Source organism: Flavitalea flava (assembly GCF_054461575.1).
This window is the reverse complement of record NZ_JBTLQH010000020.1, coordinates 108,438-126,642: the sequence shown is the minus strand read 5'-3', so window position 1 is coordinate 126,642 and position 18,205 is coordinate 108,438. Positions and strand designations below refer to the sequence as shown.

Annotated in this window: 19 protein-coding genes and 1 pseudogene; 13 read left to right on the top strand and 7 right to left on the bottom strand. The window is 40.5% G+C overall.

Annotation, left to right across the window (positions count from 1 at the left end; all coding sequences use genetic code 11):
• Window positions 1–721: 721 nt before the first annotated feature.
• Together ACX0G9_RS18050 and ACX0G9_RS18045 are read right to left on the bottom strand one after the other, a co-directional pair.
• Complete coding sequence (locus ACX0G9_RS18050) at window positions 722–946, bottom strand: hypothetical protein (RefSeq protein WP_459066340.1); 225 nt, start codon at window positions 944–946, stop codon at window positions 722–724.
• Window positions 943–1,398: an SDR family NAD(P)-dependent oxidoreductase gene (locus ACX0G9_RS18045; RefSeq protein WP_459066339.1), complete on the bottom strand. Its 456-nt coding sequence runs from the start codon at window positions 1,396–1,398 to the stop codon at window positions 943–945. Before ACX0G9_RS18045 ends, ACX0G9_RS18050 begins: the two co-directional genes overlap by 4 nt.
• A 235-nt stretch (window positions 1,399–1,633) precedes the next feature.
• Between ACX0G9_RS18045 and ACX0G9_RS18040 the strand changes: the two are divergent.
• The 5 genes and pseudogenes from ACX0G9_RS18040 to ACX0G9_RS18020 all read left to right on the top strand — a co-directional run.
• Window positions 1,634–1,792: pseudogene (locus ACX0G9_RS18040) on the top strand (tetratricopeptide repeat protein); the annotation flags it as partial.
• A complete protein-coding gene (locus ACX0G9_RS18035) occupies window positions 1,793–2,038 on the top strand; it encodes a tetratricopeptide repeat protein (RefSeq protein ID WP_459066338.1) in 246 nt (81 codons plus the stop codon). It abuts the pseudogene before it with no gap.
• Between the two features lie 68 nt (window positions 2,039–2,106).
• Window positions 2,107–2,631 carry a hypothetical protein gene (locus ACX0G9_RS18030; protein WP_459066337.1) on the top strand — a complete coding sequence of 175 codons (525 nt, stop codon included), beginning with the start codon at window positions 2,107–2,109 and terminating at the stop codon, window positions 2,629–2,631.
• A 627-nt stretch (window positions 2,632–3,258) separates the two neighbouring features.
• A complete protein-coding gene (locus ACX0G9_RS18025; RefSeq protein WP_459066336.1) occupies window positions 3,259–3,570 on the top strand; it encodes a hypothetical protein in 312 nt (103 codons plus the stop codon).
• On the top strand, window positions 3,495–3,701 hold the full coding sequence (locus ACX0G9_RS18020; protein WP_459066342.1) for a transposase domain-containing protein: 207 nt from the start codon (window positions 3,495–3,497) through the stop codon (window positions 3,699–3,701). Before ACX0G9_RS18025 ends, ACX0G9_RS18020 begins: the two co-directional genes overlap by 76 nt.
• A gap of 730 nt (window positions 3,702–4,431) precedes the next feature.
• Here ACX0G9_RS18020 and ACX0G9_RS18015 read toward each other — a convergent pair.
• Window positions 4,432–4,899, bottom strand: coding sequence for a nuclear transport factor 2 family protein (locus tag ACX0G9_RS18015; RefSeq protein WP_459066335.1), 468 nt, complete (start codon window positions 4,897–4,899; stop codon window positions 4,432–4,434).
• Between the two features lie 266 nt (window positions 4,900–5,165).
• Window positions 5,166–5,639 (bottom strand): methyltransferase family protein, encoded by a 474-nt coding sequence (locus ACX0G9_RS18010; RefSeq protein ID WP_459066334.1) that lies wholly within the window; start codon window positions 5,637–5,639, stop codon window positions 5,166–5,168.
• Window positions 5,640–6,502: 863 nt separating this feature from the next.
• On the opposite strand from ACX0G9_RS18010, the gene ACX0G9_RS18005 reads away from it, so the two are divergent.
• The 3 genes from ACX0G9_RS18005 (at window position 6,503) to ACX0G9_RS17995 (ending at window position 9,637) form a co-directional block, all read left to right on the top strand.
• Window positions 6,503–8,959, top strand: coding sequence for a TonB-dependent siderophore receptor (locus ACX0G9_RS18005; RefSeq protein ID WP_459066333.1), 2,457 nt, complete (start codon window positions 6,503–6,505; stop codon window positions 8,957–8,959).
• Window positions 8,960–9,099: 140 nt separating this feature from the next.
• Complete coding sequence (locus tag ACX0G9_RS18000) at window positions 9,100–9,273, top strand: PepSY domain-containing protein (protein ID WP_459066332.1); 174 nt, start codon at window positions 9,100–9,102, stop codon at window positions 9,271–9,273.
• On the top strand, window positions 9,218–9,637 hold the full coding sequence (locus ACX0G9_RS17995; protein ID WP_459066331.1) for a PepSY domain-containing protein: 420 nt from the start codon (window positions 9,218–9,220) through the stop codon (window positions 9,635–9,637). Before ACX0G9_RS18000 ends, ACX0G9_RS17995 begins: the two co-directional genes overlap by 56 nt.
• A gap of 185 nt (window positions 9,638–9,822) precedes the next feature.
• Here ACX0G9_RS17995 and ACX0G9_RS17990 read toward each other — a convergent pair whose 3' ends face one another.
• On the bottom strand, window positions 9,823–10,737 hold the full coding sequence (locus tag ACX0G9_RS17990; protein WP_459066330.1) for a phosphatase PAP2 family protein: 915 nt from the start codon (window positions 10,735–10,737) through the stop codon (window positions 9,823–9,825).
• Between the two features lie 242 nt (window positions 10,738–10,979).
• On the opposite strand from ACX0G9_RS17990, the gene ACX0G9_RS17985 reads away from it, so the two are divergent.
• The gene (locus tag ACX0G9_RS17985) at window positions 10,980–12,569 is read left to right on the top strand and encodes a DUF3943 domain-containing protein (RefSeq protein WP_459066329.1); all 1,590 of its coding nucleotides are present in this window, start codon (window positions 10,980–10,982) and stop codon (window positions 12,567–12,569) included.
• A gap of 5 nt (window positions 12,570–12,574) precedes the next feature.
• Here the strand turns inward: ACX0G9_RS17985 and ACX0G9_RS17980 are convergent, their stop codons facing one another.
• On the bottom strand, window positions 12,575–13,567 hold the full coding sequence (locus tag ACX0G9_RS17980) for a phosphatase PAP2 family protein (RefSeq protein WP_459066328.1): 993 nt from the start codon (window positions 13,565–13,567) through the stop codon (window positions 12,575–12,577).
• 480 nt (window positions 13,568–14,047) lie between these two features.
• Here ACX0G9_RS17980 and ACX0G9_RS17975 point away from each other — a divergent pair, with 480 nt between their 5' ends.
• The 4 genes from ACX0G9_RS17975 (at window position 14,048) to ACX0G9_RS17960 (ending at window position 17,063) form a co-directional block, all read left to right on the top strand.
• Window positions 14,048–14,809 (top strand): carboxylesterase family protein, encoded by a 762-nt coding sequence (locus tag ACX0G9_RS17975; protein ID WP_459066327.1) that lies wholly within the window; start codon window positions 14,048–14,050, stop codon window positions 14,807–14,809.
• Window positions 14,810–15,015: 206 nt separating this feature from the next.
• Window positions 15,016–15,264: a GlsB/YeaQ/YmgE family stress response membrane protein gene (locus tag ACX0G9_RS17970; protein WP_459066326.1), complete on the top strand. Its 249-nt coding sequence runs from the start codon at window positions 15,016–15,018 to the stop codon at window positions 15,262–15,264.
• Window positions 15,265–15,511: 247 nt separating this feature from the next.
• Window positions 15,512–16,156, top strand: a complete 645-nt coding sequence (locus tag ACX0G9_RS17965) for a YdeI/OmpD-associated family protein (RefSeq protein ID WP_459066325.1) — start codon at window positions 15,512–15,514, stop codon at window positions 16,154–16,156.
• 97 nt (window positions 16,157–16,253) lie between these two features.
• Window positions 16,254–17,063 (top strand): copper resistance protein NlpE N-terminal domain-containing protein, encoded by an 810-nt coding sequence (locus ACX0G9_RS17960; RefSeq protein WP_459066324.1) that lies wholly within the window; start codon window positions 16,254–16,256, stop codon window positions 17,061–17,063.
• 4 nt (window positions 17,064–17,067) lie between these two features.
• On the opposite strand, the gene bla is transcribed toward ACX0G9_RS17960, so the two are convergent.
• Window positions 17,068–17,934 (bottom strand): class A beta-lactamase, subclass A2, encoded by an 867-nt coding sequence (gene bla / locus ACX0G9_RS17955; protein WP_459066323.1) that lies wholly within the window; start codon window positions 17,932–17,934, stop codon window positions 17,068–17,070.
• Window positions 17,935–18,205 lie beyond the last annotated feature (271 nt).

The window sequence follows — 18,205 nt, the reverse complement described above, 5'->3', positions numbered from 1 at the left end:
TTTTCTCTGCATCATTGTTGCCGAAAACACTGTAGTCTTAGTTGCCGAAAACGCTGTAGTTGTAATTGCCGATCACATCAATTAATTCGCTTATGTTATCATAGGTGTATAGTTGTAGCCGGGTGAGGCAGGTAAGGCACTGATTGATTTCGAACTTTTTAAAAAGCACCTATCTGCAAAAAAAGGCACTACATTCCATTCCAAATTACAAATGATGGGAATGGTCATCCAAAAATTGCCTCATTTTCATAAAATCGTCCTCCGAAAAGTTCGAACATTGTCCCCAACGCCACGCAAGTCAATTATCCGCAAGAAGTTGCCAATTTCAGCAATTTTGGGAAGCGGATTCCATGGTAAAGCCTTCAGGTTCGTTTGAACTGGAGGCTTTTTTTATTACAAATGTCATCCCCAACCGTAGCTAAAAAAGGGGTAGCTTACGCTATATAGGGGCGAAAGGTGTCCTCTTCCTCCGTATCGGTCAAAATGGGAAGAATTTCGTTGACTTATGCTTAATTTTTGCTATTTTTCACTGTATGAAAACCATAATAACAGTCATACTTTCATCTTTTTTTCTCCTGAATACAAAGGCCCAGATGCCACAGGACACAGGATATTATTTGAACAGCCCAACAATTTCGAAAGCTGCGAAAGACTATTATCAAGGCAAATACAAAGCGACGGATGATGCAAGAACACTTTCCATCCTTGATAGCCTCAAAACTCATAACAATTTAGCTAGTTTTAAGGATGGTATTGTATCAATCAAAGCTCCCAAGGTATCTGGGAGCAATTTCTTAACATAGCCCTGATCCACAGGATTTGTCAAACGCATAGCAATAAAATTATTGCACTGAGAAAATATTGTTTCTGAAATCTCAGATACTTCAGAATTTGTGCCTGTTTCTTCTCCTTTGCCAATGCCATGTTGTGTGGTGCTTTTTGTCACCAAGGGCCTTCTTCGCTTTCGTCCTTTATGTCATTGTTGAAAAACCTTCCAGTTGGCGCATTTTTGTCCGTCAGAGTATGCTTAATTATAAAAGTTGCTGCACTTTCTACTGTTCCAGGCCCATTAAACCGATTGAAATCTGTTGCAGTACAACCGGGATCAACAGCGTTTACTTTGAAAGGTAAATCTTTAAGTTCATAAGCTAGTAAAACAGTATATGAGTTTAACGCAGCTTTTGAGGATACATAGCTTGCCATTTTAAAAGGATAGTATTTCCAATTTGGATAACTATGTAGGGATAAAGATGCAAGACCACTGGTAACATTGCATATTCGTGGATTTTCAGAATTTTTGAGTAATTCCAAAAAAATTTGTGTGACATTAATCGCTCCAAAAAAGTTAGTATTAAATACCTCTTGAATATCGTGAATAAGAGTTGCAAAAAAGCTCATATCTTCGACTCAGTCAACGTTATGAATATTCGTGCAAATTAAGGAGCGCCAAATGAATAATTCTACTAGTAAGGAAGAGCAAAACCTACAATTCTTTTGGGGTTATCATCTCGCATTTGAAACGGTAACAAAGAGAAGAAATTGGCGTAATATTTTTGCTTTATGGCGTTCTGCAGCTTTCAACGGACATAAGCGTGCGCAATTCTATCTTGGTACTTGCTAGGACAATGGGTTAGGGATAAAGAAAGATATTGGTCAGGCTTATAAATGGTATCTGGAGGCTGCAAAGGAAGGGCATATTGAAGCCCAATATAACATCGGATATTTTTTCAGAGAGGGCGAACTTGTAAAACAGAATTTTAAAACGGCGGTAAAATGGTTCACTCTTGCAGCGTTGAAAGGCGACACTGAAGCTCAAAGAGATTTGGGAGTTAGTTGCTTTTATGGGCAGGGAGTTCAAAAGGACTATCAACAGGCGGTCGCCTGGTATAGAAAAGCTGCAAGAAAGAATGACCCGAAAGCGTTATACAATTTAGGATTATGTTATAAACATGGCGATGGAGTTGAGCAATCTTCGCGATGGGCCAACCATTATTTTGTAAAAGCACAGAAATTCGGGCATAAAACCGCCTTAAACTAAGTAAAGGCTTTTCTATGAGTAACAGGGATTGGGAAGGGGAAGTATCTATTCAATTTTAAATGTATAAAATGAAAGTTCTAGTATGGTCTTTATTGGTCGCTACCGTTTTATCCTACAACCCTGTTCCTCCTTCGATAAACAGGCCACCGTACTTTGTTGCTATGGAATATAAAGGGTTGCTGAACTGTATTTACAAAGTTTATGTCACAGACAGCTTGATCCTGGGAGCAAAAGTTAACGGGTATATTACGGTACAACCAAATTTTGGTATTGGACATGCAGTTGGATGGAAAGTTATGCATATTCCTGATGCCTATGTAAACAGGAAAATGGACAGCAAATATGAAAATATTCTTGCCGACTATGAAGAATTTATGAAAGCTGACAAACAGAATTTTATTATTCGCAGAGCAGATGTCAAAGATATTTTTCATGATCCGACGCCAAAATGGGGCATGGGCTACTATCCGCATACTGGAAAAATTATTATTCAAGCCATCAACACTGTTAAAAATGTCAAGCCAGAAAGGGAATTAATTCTTGTCGGTGATCAAAATCCAAAAGAAGTCCTCGCCTTATTTGATGTCCGGTAAGGCGGTACCCTTGACATTGACATCCATTACCTGCTCATAGTATACCGGGTGATTTTATTTTTAAGTTGGTATTAATGGTAAATCAAATCAACTTAAAAATGAAAAAAGAGAAATTTCTGTTTTCGATCCTCCTGGCATTACCACCTATGCTGCCAGGTCTCAGGAGAATGGCGTTTCGGGAGCAGCCCCCGGTACCCATGAACTTATAGCCGTTGTTAACAAAGCTGCATGGTGTACCATTTGTAAGGAGAATGGCCAACGGGCCGGAGCCATCCTAATGTCTTACGCGGGTAAAGGGTTACACATCTACATGAACGACATTACCGACTCTACATCAATCGAAACGTCTAAAAGAGCCTTAAAGGAAGCGCAGTTATACACTGCCATTTATTCCGGGCGGCGAAAAGGGGTTGGCCGGATGATGCAGCACTGCGGTTTATTAAAAGATAAAATGACGCCCATCCTACCTACTTGGATAGTGACTTTCTTAATCCCCGTTTCCCATCGCGTAAGCCTCTAATACGCCCCACCTTTGATTTGTGGCAAAAAATAGTTAGGCGATTTTGGGTTTGTGGATGGGGATATTGTGTGGAGTAGCAGGCCTAAAAATGCACGATCTTTGGGTATATGCATCCATCCATTTCCAATCAACGCAATACGGTGGGACAGGTCTTAGCCCGGCTTAAGGAAGAACGAAGGCCCAACCTGAACGAGCTATATAAAGCCTTAAAAGCTTCTAATACGACCTATCTGAAGATCGAACGGGATCAACGGGACTTGAGTTTTGTGATGGGTTTGGGCTTGTGCCAGTTTTATGAACTGGATTTGCATGAGTTTATTTCCCTGTTGAGCGGCGAGGAACTATCCCGACAGGACTTTTCCGTCAGCAAAGCGCTGGAGAAAAGAGCGCGGAAGAAGGTCTGCTTTACTCCCTGCTAGTAACCTGTAAACTCAATGATGTAAATCCGTATGAATGGCTAAAAGATATTCTCAGCCAGGACATCAAAGAAATACATATCAATAAAATCAAGGAGCTTCTTCCCCAAAACTGGAAAAAGAATAGGCCCTAAGGCAAAGTTAATTACTAAATCAATACCCCTCTATCAACTTCCCGGAGGCATACTCTTTGTCAGCTCTTTCAAGCTTATGCTTAGGGTCATAAAGTTTATTTTTGATATAATAGCCAACAATAATTAAAAGCCCTATAACTACTATTAATACCAAAAGCTTTACAATTTGCTTCAACTTACAGTGTTTCAGGAGTAATATAAATTATAATTGGCGGCTTCACCAATCCTGCCTTTTATTGCTTTTTTATTTTTAACAACTTTCTTTGGGGTTTCCAAAAAGTCAGTAATCTTTCCTGCGATGGATGGAAGTCCCGTCTTGATCCAACTGTTATTCAGAAAATTTCCATTCCAATCCTTTCCATTTACTGTTGCTTCCTGATGATCCAAATATTTAATACAACCGTATTACGATTAACACGAACTTTTATAGTATCAAATTGAAAACTCTTGCAATCATATTTCAGAAGAGCTCCTATCCATTGTTCTTTGGTTATCAATTCTCAGGTAAAAAGTGAGCTCGTAAGGGTAAAATCATCAGCCAATATTTTTCTGCAGGTTTTTTCATCTTTATTTAACCACGCATTCATCCAGCGATTTTAAAGGTCGGTGAATGTTTGATGCCAATTAGATTGAACTTGTGTCATTGTAATGGTTAGATTGATTATTGCGATGATTAAAAATATTTTTTTCGTGTTATTACTTACTGAATGGTTTGAGTTAAGCAGCTTTTTTATTCATTACTTATATAGGTAGCTTGAAATAAAATTCTCTGCCAAATACCGTTTTGTTTATTTAACACTTGAGTAAATCTAAGTCGTTTTTTTTCGTTTGCCTTATTCTTTCCATCAGCAAAGGCTGCGCCGGAAAAAACATTAATCCCAGTTACAAATGCAAAATCTTTATGAATTGTGATTTTAACGGAATCAAATTCTAAATCAGGGTTTACGACAGAGTTCTGTTTTCTTTCCTTTACATAGATTAGCCAGGAAATTCGATTGAGTAATTGTCCCCGAACATCTGTGTGAAGGTAATCTTTGGCTATATATTTTTCTAATGTGTCTAAATTGTTTTCTGTCCAGGCTTTACCTATAAGTACAATTGTATTATAAACTTCTTTCTCTTTCTTCGAATTAAATTCTTGGGCATATGTCACAACAGGAAAATATATCATTGTAACATATAGAAGTATTTGTTTCATGGTTTATTTATTAGGTGATCAAAGTATGGCGCACAACGGAAAAGTATTGCCGAAGTGCAGGAAATAGAATTTCGTTAATCCCGGCAACAGAAGCCAAATTTATATTTTAAAGTTGATGATTTGCACGTAGCTAAATTTATAATGTCGTGCTGGAACTGCAGCTAAATTGAAAAACAAAAATCAAAAGATAGGTTTCGTCAGCCTGCATTTTTTGCAATACACATGTTGTACGTTCGTGCTACTTCAGTCTGTCAGCAAACATAATACTAAATCCATCTTCTCACCTTTACTTTGTAATCAAAATACTGCTCTCCAAACCTACGATCAAGGTATTTCTCTTCGCGTTTAATGATATACTCCTGAACTATTAAAAAGAGAAAAGAAAAAAATATTAAATGCCACCAGTTGCCAATTATAAATGAGAGCCCAACATATAAAAGAAGTAAGCTAACGTACATTGGGTTGCGGCTTATTGAATAAATACCAGTCGTTTGTAATGAGTTTGCAGGTTTAATGGTGACAAGTGTATTTTTTGACTTAAAGAACTGTCGAAGTGCCGGAAAATTGAAAAACAAACCGATAAGAATAATCGTCGAGCCAATAATTTTTGATGTTGTAGTATAGAAAAAATCCTTGTTGAGTGGCAGAAGTTTTTGAATAAGAACCGCAGCAAAAAAAGCAACTACATAAAAAAGCGGCGGTGGTATGTATATCCCGGGATTATCATTTTTATTTTCCATTATTTTAATTTTAGTCAATGATTAAATAATGTCCTGCCAAAATACAGGTAACTCTTGTCAAAGCATGACGCACAACTTGGCAATTGGCGTATGTCCTTGTTCAAATATACATTTATTTTTAATAATTAGGTGGACAAGAGTAATAAGGTTATATGGTGCTATCAATAAGATGATTTTAGATTATCTCGATAGATTTTTAACTCCCTTACATCAATAAATCCATATAGTTTAAAGGACTTAAACCGCAATACAGTCTTAACATCATTGCATTCCTTCGTTTAATGTGAATATCTTGCTGATCACTAACTACCATGGACGAACACACCATGGAAGATATTTCCTGTGGCGGTCTTTTGGCGTCGCCTTAGGATCCTTTGAACCCCGTTTTTTCCTGAGATGAAATTTTTATTAATTAATTTCTTTCGATACAGCCACCAGACAATTATAACACTTCCGATTTGATAAGCTTATCGTTTTTTTTCATAAAAGGGGTAGCCTTTTTCTTTCATTTCCAGATAGTTATGTACTAACATATCCATTATGGCAGGGGTTCGATAGATGCCTTCCCGATAGTATAAATTGTCGTTGAATACATACTTACAAAATCACTTTTTTGAACAATATCCGCTTGGGTATTTACATACTTCATATCGGTAAGCAGCTTAAGGTGTTTGTTTAAAATATCAAATGCCTTTCTCTGATCTAGCCATTATCCTCCAGAGGCTAACTGCGCCACCACTTTGTCACAAACAAGTCAGTTTCCTTTTATCGTAAAACCATTTCCCGGTTGCTACTCCATTTCTATTGGTGTTACTACATTTTTGCATCTCAAAATTTAACCCCTCCAAAATAGGATTACCAAAATGAAAAAGATATTAGCTGCTGCAATAATTTTTATACTATCCGGGACCTTATGTATAGCTCAAAATGCCACTATAAAAGGGAGGACCCTCAATAGTGCCGGCAAGGCCGCTGAATTCCTGAGTATCGAACTGAAAGGAGCAGATAAAAGCACGGTTAGTGACGAAACAGGCGAGTATATAATAGAAAATATCAATGCTGGTACCTATACGCTTGTAGTTACTGGAATTGGCATTCAAAAGAAGACTAAAACCATTGTGATCGCTGCTGGCCAGGGTATTTACATTGCTGATTTTACATTGGAAGAAAGTATAGGTAAGCTGGATTCAATAATAGTATCGGGTTTCAGGGAACGGACCTACCGGAATGAAATGTCTGTTTCGGCGGCTAAATCTCCTGTGCCACTTAAAGATCTACCCCAGTCTGTTAGCTATGTTACCAAAGAATTAATCATTGACCGGCAGGCCTTCAGAGTAAATGATATCCTAAAAAATATAAGTGGGGTAAGCCTGAATAATTTTGAAAACCGGTTTACACTTCGGGGAATTGCCGGCAACAGCTACCAGTTTATAAATGGGTTAAGGATAAGTGGCCGGTCATTTAATTCGATCATTGTAAATAACCTGGAAAGAATTGAAGTAATGAAGGGACCTGCCTCGGCTCTGTATGGCAATACAGAACCAGGCGGCTCTATAAATAACGTAACTAAAAAAGCATTACCGGTAAACAGGAATTCAGCGAATGTGTCTGTGGGAAGCTTCCAAACACTGAGGGCCTATGCCGACCTTACAGGCCCTATAAATAAAGATAAAACCGTATTGTACCGCCTGAACATGGCCTACCAGAATAGCGCCACTTTCAGGGATTTGCAGGGAAGGGAAGATATATCGGTTGCCCCAACCCTGGCATTTGTACCCAATGATAAAACCAGGATCGATGTGGATTTTGTTTATAGTGTCATCGGTGGCAGAACGGAAAGAGGCCAGCCGCTTTACGGTCCCTCCACAACTGGCGCCAGCCGGCTATTTACAACGCCTGTTTCGCAAAGTATGTCGAGGGCAAGCGATTATTTAAAAGAAAAGACCTTTTACCTCTCGGCGATCATGAACCATAAATTCAGCAATAAAATTTCCTGGAACGTATCCTATCTGAAGTATAAATTTTTTGAAGATATGGTAGAGCACCGTGGCGGTAATGCCTATGCATTGGATAGTGCAGGAAAAGAAATTCCATCGCTTTTATTACAAAGCACTACGGAGCGCAATCGTACACGTTACGATGACAACCTTACCACATATTTTAATTTTAATGTGCATACAGGCGGTATTGAACATAAGCTGCTGATTGGCGCCGATTTTATCCAGAGCCTGGTGCCTCTTGGTACTACTAATGGCGTTGCGTCTGGCTACCGCAACAAAACGAATACCGTCTCTATCGCCAATTATGATCCAGTGAAAAAATATTTATATTTATTAGATGAAAAGGGTAATCCTGTACCTAATGTGCCATTTTACAACCTGGCTAAGCCTGACTATACTGCCGCTAACATAGATAACTATTTTACGACCAGGACAGTTAATCCTGCCACAAAATATTCCTCAAAAAGTGTTTATGTGCAGGACCATATCAAATGGAAAAAGATACAATTGCTGTTAGGCCTCAGGAAAGAGTTCTATACTGATTTCGTAAACTATAAAACAAGCACGGTAAAAAAAGTAACGCAAAACGCCTTAATTCCAAGGGTAGGGCTGGTATATAGCCTGACTGATAAAATAAATGTATACGCTACTTATGTGGAAGGTTTTCAGCCGCAGACTGCGGGCACTATCGGCTCGCCGGAAGTCTATGGCGGCCCGTTTGATCCGCTTACCAGTAAAATGATAGAGGTTGGTACCAAAAGCGAATGGTTCGATAAAAGGCTGGCTGTGAGCATCGCCGCCTATAAAATTGAGCAGAATAATATTTTAGTAACTGCCAACAATATTGACAACCCGCAGCTAATGGAGCAACGGGGGCAGGAAACTTCAAAAGGGTTAGAGTTCGAGATCACCGGTAATATTTTACCTAATTTGTCTGTCAATGCCAACTATGCCTATAACGAAGCAATAATCAGCAGAAGCGCAAAGGCTTCCGAGATCGGGCAATGGAAAGAAGCGGCTCCGCACCACCAGGGTGGTTTTTGGATGAAGTACACGCTTTTGAATGGATACCTGAAAGGCTTCGGAATTGGCCTTGGCACTAACTTCGCCTCTGAGCAGGCTACCAGGCTTACTTACTTTACGTTGCCCGGCTATACTGTTGCTGACGCTGCTTTATATTACCAGGTAAAGCAAATGAAATTCTCTTTAAATCTCAATAATATTTTTGATAAGCAATATATCGTATCACAGGCTAATGCGAATATGGTTGGGCCGGGTACGCCAAGAAATTTCATGTTTAATATCGGATATAATTTTTAAGGTAGCTCAAACATGTTCTTTAAACTATTGAACAAGTTCTTTCGCGTAATGGCCGCACCTGGACTACGCAAAAAAGGCTTTAGATAAAATAAATACAATAAAAAATTATTAACTGTATTTGTTTTTTATAATTAAGTAAAATGGCAAAAAAATTAACACTTCGCCAGCGAAGCAGATCAGCCATATTATGGGCTCACCGCTGGCTGGGTATTGTCTCCGGGCTTATTATGCTGATAGTTGCCCTAACAGGGTGTATTTATGTTTTTGAACAGGAATTGCGGGATACATTTCAAAGTAAATACTACTACCATTAACTTTAAGACAAAAAACCGTAAAGCATTTAACTGGGATCTTCACAGCGTTTTAGGATTTTATGGGTTGCTTGTACTGGTGCTTATTTCGCTTACAGGATTGTTCCTTGCATTTGACAATGCGAAAACTTTTGTACAGGCTGTTACCAATCATCCCGGTGGAAAAAAAGAAGAAAAATTAAGGTCCGTTTTAAGCCCTGACGCTGTTTTTCCTTTAGAAGTCGCTTACCGACAGATGAAAACTATTTACCCCGGCGCAAGAGAAACAATTATAACACAGCCTGACGACAGCCTGGCGCCAGTAAGGATCATAATGCAATATCCATATACCCTTGAAAGTAATATAATAAAGAGCCTCTCTTTTTAAGGTATGTTTTAATACCAATGTTATATTTTCAGTTACAATGAGGCCTATTTTTATTCTGGCTTGTTAGGAATGTATTTATCGGTTTTTTATCCTTAGTCTACTTGTTATCAATTCTTAGCAAATTAATCCAACGCGGTTTACTATAAAAATAAAAGATCGCAACTGTGAACAACAGGGAAGAAAGCTTATAAGGATGAACCTGCAGGTAATTTCCAGCATAGCGTAAAGCCAAGGGCATCCGGTGTGCATAACAATCCCAGAGTAATTCCTTTATTCTTAAACTTGTGTAATTCAGGAAGAACAATGCCTATTGCTGCTCCAAGTGTAAGACCAACCAAATCATCGGAGGGAAAATGCGCCAGAGATCTCACCCGCAAATATCCCATAATTGCAGGGGGAATTAAGGCAGCCGAATAAACCAAATATTTACCTGCGCCAATTTCCGGGTGATAATCACAATATACCTTTGCGATGAAAAAAGTGGTGAAAGCAGTTGAAGCCACATGCCCGCTGTAAAATGAATTACGGTTACCGCCATTTTCCCGATCAGCCAAAGGAAGTCCGGAATAATAAGTAAGAGGACGATATTTATTCTGAAACGTTGGTCCCAACCAGCTGTAATTGTAAAAAGTGAAGGTAATGGTATGCCCTTCAATATACATGAACAGAATGTCAAGCCAGTCCTTACGTATTTTTTTATCCAGACCAAGTAGGGCAGGCAATATTATATACAAAGGCGCTTGGATAGCATCTGAAATTTTCTTGTAGGTTTTGTAGTTGGATGTATTCTGATGTAATGCCCATCTGTCAATAGGATTAATTTCGACTGTACTTAAATTCTGTAATTCCACCTCTGAAATTTGGGACTTATCCTTTATCCGGGCAATAGCAAAATAATCGGTTCCAAGCCCGGCGGCGATAATCCCGCCTGTGGTAAAACGGTTAACATGGTAGGGCCTGATCCCGGTAGAAGAGTCGAAAGACTGGCAAAATACAGATCGGCTGGAAATTAAGATGACCAAAATATTTAAAATATTCTTAGCGGAACCAGGTTTTAGAATCAGCAAAATAATAAATTTAGCAGCCTTGTTTAATTGCATGTGTTTAGTTCATCAGGACATTGACAAGTCTTATTATGATTTTTAGATATTGCAAAAGGGGGACCATCATAAGAGCGTTCTATTTATCAGTCTAAAATCATCCGGAGCGTAGGCGCTTCTCAGTGCGATACGGGGAAATTATTCTACACCCGCCTCATATAAAGCCTCAAAGACAGACTATTGTCGAATGGGAGTGGTGGCATAAATTTTGAACGTACGGATCCTACATTCTATCCCGCACAATGAAAATCATTTATATCCTGATTTTTTCGGTATTGGCTTCGACGATGCTTCAAGCGCAACAATCTGGCAAAGACACCATTGTGCCGTCAAAAGGAAACGTTAAAGATCAGTTGAAAGATATTAAGAAGGAAAAAATAGCGCTTTACTCCGATTCAGCGGCTAACGAGCCCGCAAAAGCGGAACCTATCGATACCACGAAAATGAGCAGATACGGCGATCTGCTGAATGATGATCCGGAGTATTCTAAAAAAAGCCCTATCTGGAGACCCGCTGTTCAGGTTGTCGGAGAGAATCTGCTGTTAAATTTACTGGACAGATCCGTTATGAATTTGGAATTTGCAAAAGTAAATATGACAACCTGGGGGCGAACCTTAAAAGCCGGCGCCCCTTGGGGATCCGGTTGGGAATGGGATCAGGACAGGTTTGGCAACAACTTCCTGTCTCACCCGATGATGGGCAGCTTTTATTTTAACGCAGCCCGCTCCAACGGGTATAGTTTCTGGCAATCAGCACCCATTGTGTTTGCAGGTAGTTATATGTGGAAGATATTTGGAGAGAATGGCACGCCGGAAAGAGAGGATCTGATCAACACGACCGTGGATGGTATACTTCTCGGGGAAGTTACCTATCGTTTAAGTTCAAATATCCTGGACGACCGGACGACGGGAAGTGAAAGGGTTTTCCGCGAAGTGCTGGCAGGATTAATTAATCCGGTGAGAGGATTCAACCGGCTCTTCCAGGGTAAATGTTTCAGGAGAGTCAATAAAGAAATCTATCAGAAGGAGCCCGTCAATTTTACTTTTTTCGCGGGCATCCATTCCATCAATAATCAAACGAATAAGATTCTGTCCGGGCATAATGATGAAATGCTGAATATTCAGCTCGATTATGGGAATCCGTTTGAACTCCGTTCAAGAAAACCTTTTGATTTTTTTAAATTCCGGGCGGAACTGAATTTCGGGGTGGGCAGGAAAATTGTGGATAATATAACGGGTTACGGGGTTCTGCTCGGGAAGAATGTTCAACTTGGTAAGCTGTCCATGCTTGTCGGAGGTTTTCAGCATTATGATTATTATGACACCAAATCGTTTGAGCTATCGACTATTGGCTTCGGCCCGGGAGTGCTGTCTAAGTTACCCCTGAGCAAAACTTCCGATCTTTATATCAATCTTCATCTGGCATTGGTGCCTTTTGCCGGCAGCAGCGTAGGGCCTGTCACGGATACTTCCTTTTACCGGGATTATCGTTTTGCGTACGGATGGGAAGGCAAGTTGGAAAGCGTTGTTAATTTTGGCAAATACGGCACCTTAGGTCTGTTGTATTATTACTATTTTATTCATTCGTTTGATAATACGGGAAAGGACGAAATACCCTCCGGTACGCTGGGAAATAATTATATAAGCGTTCTCAAGCCCAGAGTTACGATCACCCTATATAAAGCGCTTAGTATCGGATTGGAACATAACATCTATTTAAATGATCATTCCCAGGCCCATTTTCCTTCCCTCCATTTCACCCAGACGGAACAAAGGATATTCCTGATGTTCAATTGGGAAGATCCGCAAAGGCGGGGACATTATTATTTATAAGGCGATTACCTGAATGTATAAACAAAGCCCGGCATCAAAACCCCGTTATAATAATTCAGGGTATAACTGATCTTATTTTTCTTTTTGGCCAATCCGGATTGAATCTTTGAATACCGGTGATAATTATTAACCACCTGACGCCCGCAAAGGAAACCGAGTGCGGCGCCTACCAGGACATCGGAAGCCCAATGCTGATTTTGAATGATCCGGCTCAATCCGATTAAGCTGGCTGCGGAGTAGGCCAGGATCGGAACAATTTTGATCTCTTTATACTCCATGGCAAAAACAGTTGCCGCCGCAAAGGCGACCGTAGTATGTCCGGAAGGAAAGGACGAATAGGAACCATTGGATGGTCTGGAACCTAACTTGTCTTTCGAGTACTGATAAAACGGGCCATGAAAGGTATGGTTGTTTAATCCTGTCACCGGATCATAATAGGATGGGCGCTGTCTTCCGGTCAGGAATTTAAGGGCTGTTTCGATGGCGGCGGCGGTTATGTACGCCTGTGTGGCAAGAAGAGTGGTGGTCTTTTCCTTTTCCTTTTTAAAAATCAGGCCATAGGCGCCAAGCGCGGCAAGGGTATATCCCTCGTACAAGCCGCCGAAATCGGTTACGTAGGAACTGACGGAGACCACCTGCTTATTTTCGCGGATATGAAGCGCTAACCGGTAGACCGGCTTATCGGCAAACAGGATACATGCGGTCGTTACCAATCCAAAAGCGCCTATTTTAAGCCAGTCCTGACGGGTAGCCCTGAATGGGGAGGTAACCTGCTGTTTGAGGTCGTCCGCCGCAAGAATAAGATAAACACGGGGGGTGATTTTGGTATTTTCATTGTAGGTGGCCGGGCTTGTATTATTTTTCTGTTTGCCTCCCACGCTATCGGTTTCCTTGCTCAGGCTGTCTAATTTCTTAACCAGGGTGTCTTTTTGCTGGGCCTTGAGGCAGGAAGGCACCAGCAACAACAACAAGCATAAAAGCCGAAGTACTTTGTTCATTTAAGATCAATTAGTAATAATCAGATGCAAAATACGCGCCGTGGACCTAAAACTCATGATATACAACGGGTAACCTTGAATGGCTGTCCTATGGTAAATTCTAATTCCTTCCTACCACATGGATCCAGCTTTCGGAAATTTTTGTATCTTTAGTATAGTTCTTTGTGAATCAAGCATTTAGTTAAGTTATATGAAAATATTCATAGATATAAGTTTCGGAGCGGGACTTATCGGAGACCTGTAAAAGCAGAATCTTCGGAGACCCCCTAACGACTATACTTTCACCGGTTAGGTTCAAGTCCATCCCTCTCCGTAATTCAATTATCGGCAAGAAGTTGCCAATTTCAGCAATTTTGGGAATCGGATTACACGGGAAAGCCTTCTGATTCGTTCGAACCGAAGGCTTTTTTTAAACAAAAGCATCTCTATTTTAATGGCTGATTAAATTAGAACCCTAAAATCTATTTTATTTAAATTACTATGAAAATCTATTTCATTTCCCTATTGATAGCTTGTGGTTTCTTCACAAACGCAGCAGCGCAGAATATTGACATTTTTACAAGAGAGTATTATATTTCAGGCAAGGACACGATGTACTACCGTCTCTTATATCCTAAAAATTACGATAAGAATAAACATTACCCAATAGTTCTTTTTTTACACGGGGACGGGGAGCGTGGTAATGACAACGAACGACAACTGTATGCAATTCCAAAGGTTCTGACTGATAGCGCAGGACGGATTAAATACCCGTGTTTCATCTTAGCTCCTCAATGCCCCTATAATCGTTTGTGGGCTTATTTTCCGGATTTTCCAAAAAGTCTTCGAACTACTCTTACAGCAACTTTTCCTGCTCAATGGACATTTTCATTACTACATGAATTGATAAAAAATCTACCTATTAATCAAAATAAGATATATATAACCGGATACTCTGGAGGAGGTGAAGGTACGTTTGACTTTTTAACCCGCCATCCCGACCTATTTGCGGCAGCTGTACCACTTTGCTCAGTTTCCGATACTGGTAAAGCTGATCTTATAAAACAAATTCCAATTTGGGCATTTCACGGAGATCACGACGAAATAAATAATGTGAAATATTCACGTTTAATGATTGATGCCATCAAAAGGCATGGCGGAAACCCTAATTATACTGAATATGCTGGAATGGGCCATAATATCATAAACAGAGCATATAACGAGCCTGGCTTATTTGATTGGTTGTTTTTGCAAAAAAGGTAATAATAACCAAAAACAAGTAACCCTCTCTGATTTAAAATAGAAAAATGGGTGGTATTCATATGCATATTCCAGCCCCAAATGGGCCGAAACCAGGGCGAGTGTATGAGACCACTAGGTGACATGGGTAATAGATTTCAATTTTTTTGACTTCAAAATAGGTTATATTTAATCATACATTAATTCAATCACACCAAAATCGACAATTTATGAGTCCATTAATATGGCATTTGTTGCTGGGCGGCATTGCCGGCTGGCTGGCGGGAAAGTTTATGCGTGGAAATGGGTACGGGATAGTCGTGGATATAATTCTTGGGCTGCTGGGAGCATGGATCGGTGGATATTTGGCTGCAAAGGCAGGAATAAATCTTGGCGGCGATATAGGATACGTGGTTATCGCATTTCTCGGAGCGATTTTACTTGTTTGGATCAGTAGGCTGGTCAAGGCAAGAAATTGATTATTGAAAAGTAATAATTCGGGCTGACCATTTTGCAGGAACTCACAGGGCGCTTACTTTTGTGTCGTATTCGCAATGGGTAGGATACAATTTACCCCGCTAATTTTGGCAAATTCTTTAAAAAATAGGGTAGGCATTCGCCTTCCGCCTACCGAAAACTCCGGCGGTAATCAAATTTACCTGTTTATCCAAGATTTATACCAGTCCATCTTTCCAAAACCCGCTTTCTTTGCTGTATCAATTAATAATGACTCACCTCGAACAATTTATTTTAACCGTGAAACACCAGGACCCAAAAGTGGATGATTATATCTCGAAATCTGCTGATTTTGCCAAACCCATCCTCCAGTATCTACGTCAACTGATTCACGACACCTGCCCCGAAGTTGAGGAAATAATGAAATGGGGGATACCTCATTTTGATTACAATGGGGATATGATGTGTATCCTTTCCGCCTATAAGCATCATTGCTCATTCAGCCTTTTCAAAGCTGAACTGATGGACGATCCAAAAATCAAACAGAGCGTAGAATCGGGCAAGAAGATGGGATTTATGGATAAGATCAAGACGATATCCGATCTGCCTACCAAAAAAGTGTTAACCGGTTATCTAAAGGAAGCGATGGCTTTGAATGAGAAAGGCTTGAAAAAGCCAAAGCCCGTAAAAAAGGAGTCCATAGAGATAGAAGTGCCTGATTTTTTCCTGGAAAGACTGAACAAAGACCCCAAAGCAAAAAAACTGTTCGAAAGTAAGTCGCCGTCTTTTAGAAAGGAATATGCAAAATGGCTGATCGACGCCAAAACAGATGATACAAGGGAAAAAAGAGTAGCACAATCCCTGCAATGGATCGCCGAAGGAAAGGGCAGGTTCTGGCAATATGAAAAGAAATAAAACACCGGACACCCGGTGTACCGAAAACGGACTGGTCGGAACAACAGGGCAATAATCCGGTAAGATATACGTTCAATGCGGGTAACAAATCGTCCTAATGAAAGCCTTACCGATAGTACTCATCCTGATCATTCTCGGCGTCATTGCCTATTTTTATATAGCTAATTCAGCTCCGTCCCAACCTGTTACACTCATCAAAAAGACCACCGATACGCTGGTCATTGTCAGGGACTCCATCATCAATGCGAATAGTTTTGACACGATCCCTACCGGTTTCTACCAGGGTATGCTTCCTTGTAAGAATTGTGAAGGCATCCAGCGTACCATCCTCTTCGCGGACAATGAACATTTTAAAATGGAAGAGCTGAACTGGGGCAAGGCCACTCCGGCTAAAAGGACCGAAGGCACCTGGGAAAAAGAAAAAGGCAAGTTCCTGCTTTATGAAAACAGTAAATTGATTGGGGCTTATCGCCTCTCTAAGGACAGCCTGATAAATATCGAAAACAACGGCGCCCGCATTCCCGACTCACTCTCGCACCAATATGTCTTGTTCAGAAAAAACCGGGCACCGGAGAATAGTTCCTGGAAAAAAAGAAGGTCGGAAGGCGTCGGAATCATCGGCACCGGTAATGAGCCTTTCTGGAGCCTTGAGATCGACAAGGAAAAATTCATTTTGTTCAAATGGGCCGGCGCCCCCAGGCCGGTCATCGTCCCCATAGAGAAGCCCGTGGTCACCAAAGACAGCACCGTCTATGCCATCACCACAGAGGCAGGCAACTTGCTGAAGATATCTATTGCACCCGGGTTCTGTAGCGACGGCCTCAGTGATCACATTTATGAATATAAAATGAACGTCACTTATAAGGGGCAGTTTTACAAAGGTGGCGCCCTGTTCCTCGACAAATGAGTGATTATAGAGCTACCGCCGGTTTTTGAATGAAGGTATCCCAAGCTGTTTTTGCTATTTCTGCGATTATACCGGCGTTCGTGCTGTCCTTTTCTTTGGAGTCCGAAACAAAAACGGCAATGGTAAAATGCCGTCCATCGGGAAGTGTTACAATTCCAATATCATTAGTCGCGGCGGTAACATGCTGTTCATTGGTATCCGACGTTCCCGGTTTGTGTGCTACTATCGTCCCGGGGGGAAGCATACCTTTGATCCTGTCGGACTTTATCGAAGCCGACATAAGGTCCCATAAAAAATTCCGGCTTTTTGGGGAAAGGAGGGACCCGGAATAAAACTGCTGAAGCAATTGCGTAGCAGCGTCGGGAGTGCTCCAATTCTTGTATTGTACAGGCCAGCTTTTGTGCATTTCCTCTTCTGTTGCCACGATGGCAACGTCAGTAATGCCCAACGAGTGTATAAACTCGTTGACCTTGCACGCACCCCCCATGATTCTCAATAAGATATCGCAACCATTATTGTCGCTCATAGATACGGTATACCTGAGTAACTCGCCCAACGAAAGGTAAACGTTACCATCCGGATAATCCACTCTCAGGGGACTCCACATGCCCGGCAGTAATTCGGTTTTTTTAATGAATATTTTCTGCTCCAAAAAAAATACGCCTTTATCTACTTGGTGCAGTACGGCAAGCGCAAGATGGAATTTGAATACACTTTGCAAAGGATAATGATCCTTTCCATTGATGGTAAACGTATCTTTTTTTCCTGGTCCTGCAATGCTAACTCCTATATGAGCATCTTTGGATTGGATTATCTGCCGGACCTTTTGTTTTAATGATCCTGTCTGCGCCTGAACAGTAATTGCCAGCATAGTGATTAAAAAAGCCGGCAATATTTTTTTGAGTGTTTTTTTATTTACCTGTGACAAATTGCTGCACCTTTTTTATTTCATCATCTCCAAGATCTTTCTGACCCTCAAATAATATGAACGTGGCCTGGGAATTCCGTTCATTGGAGATTATTTTGGACTAATATACTGTTTATTAATTAATGGCATAAAAACACCCCCAAATATGTTATTTCACCCCTCCTCACATCCAGGGAAAGACTATAATTTGTGGAAAGGAAATTCTAAAATCCAT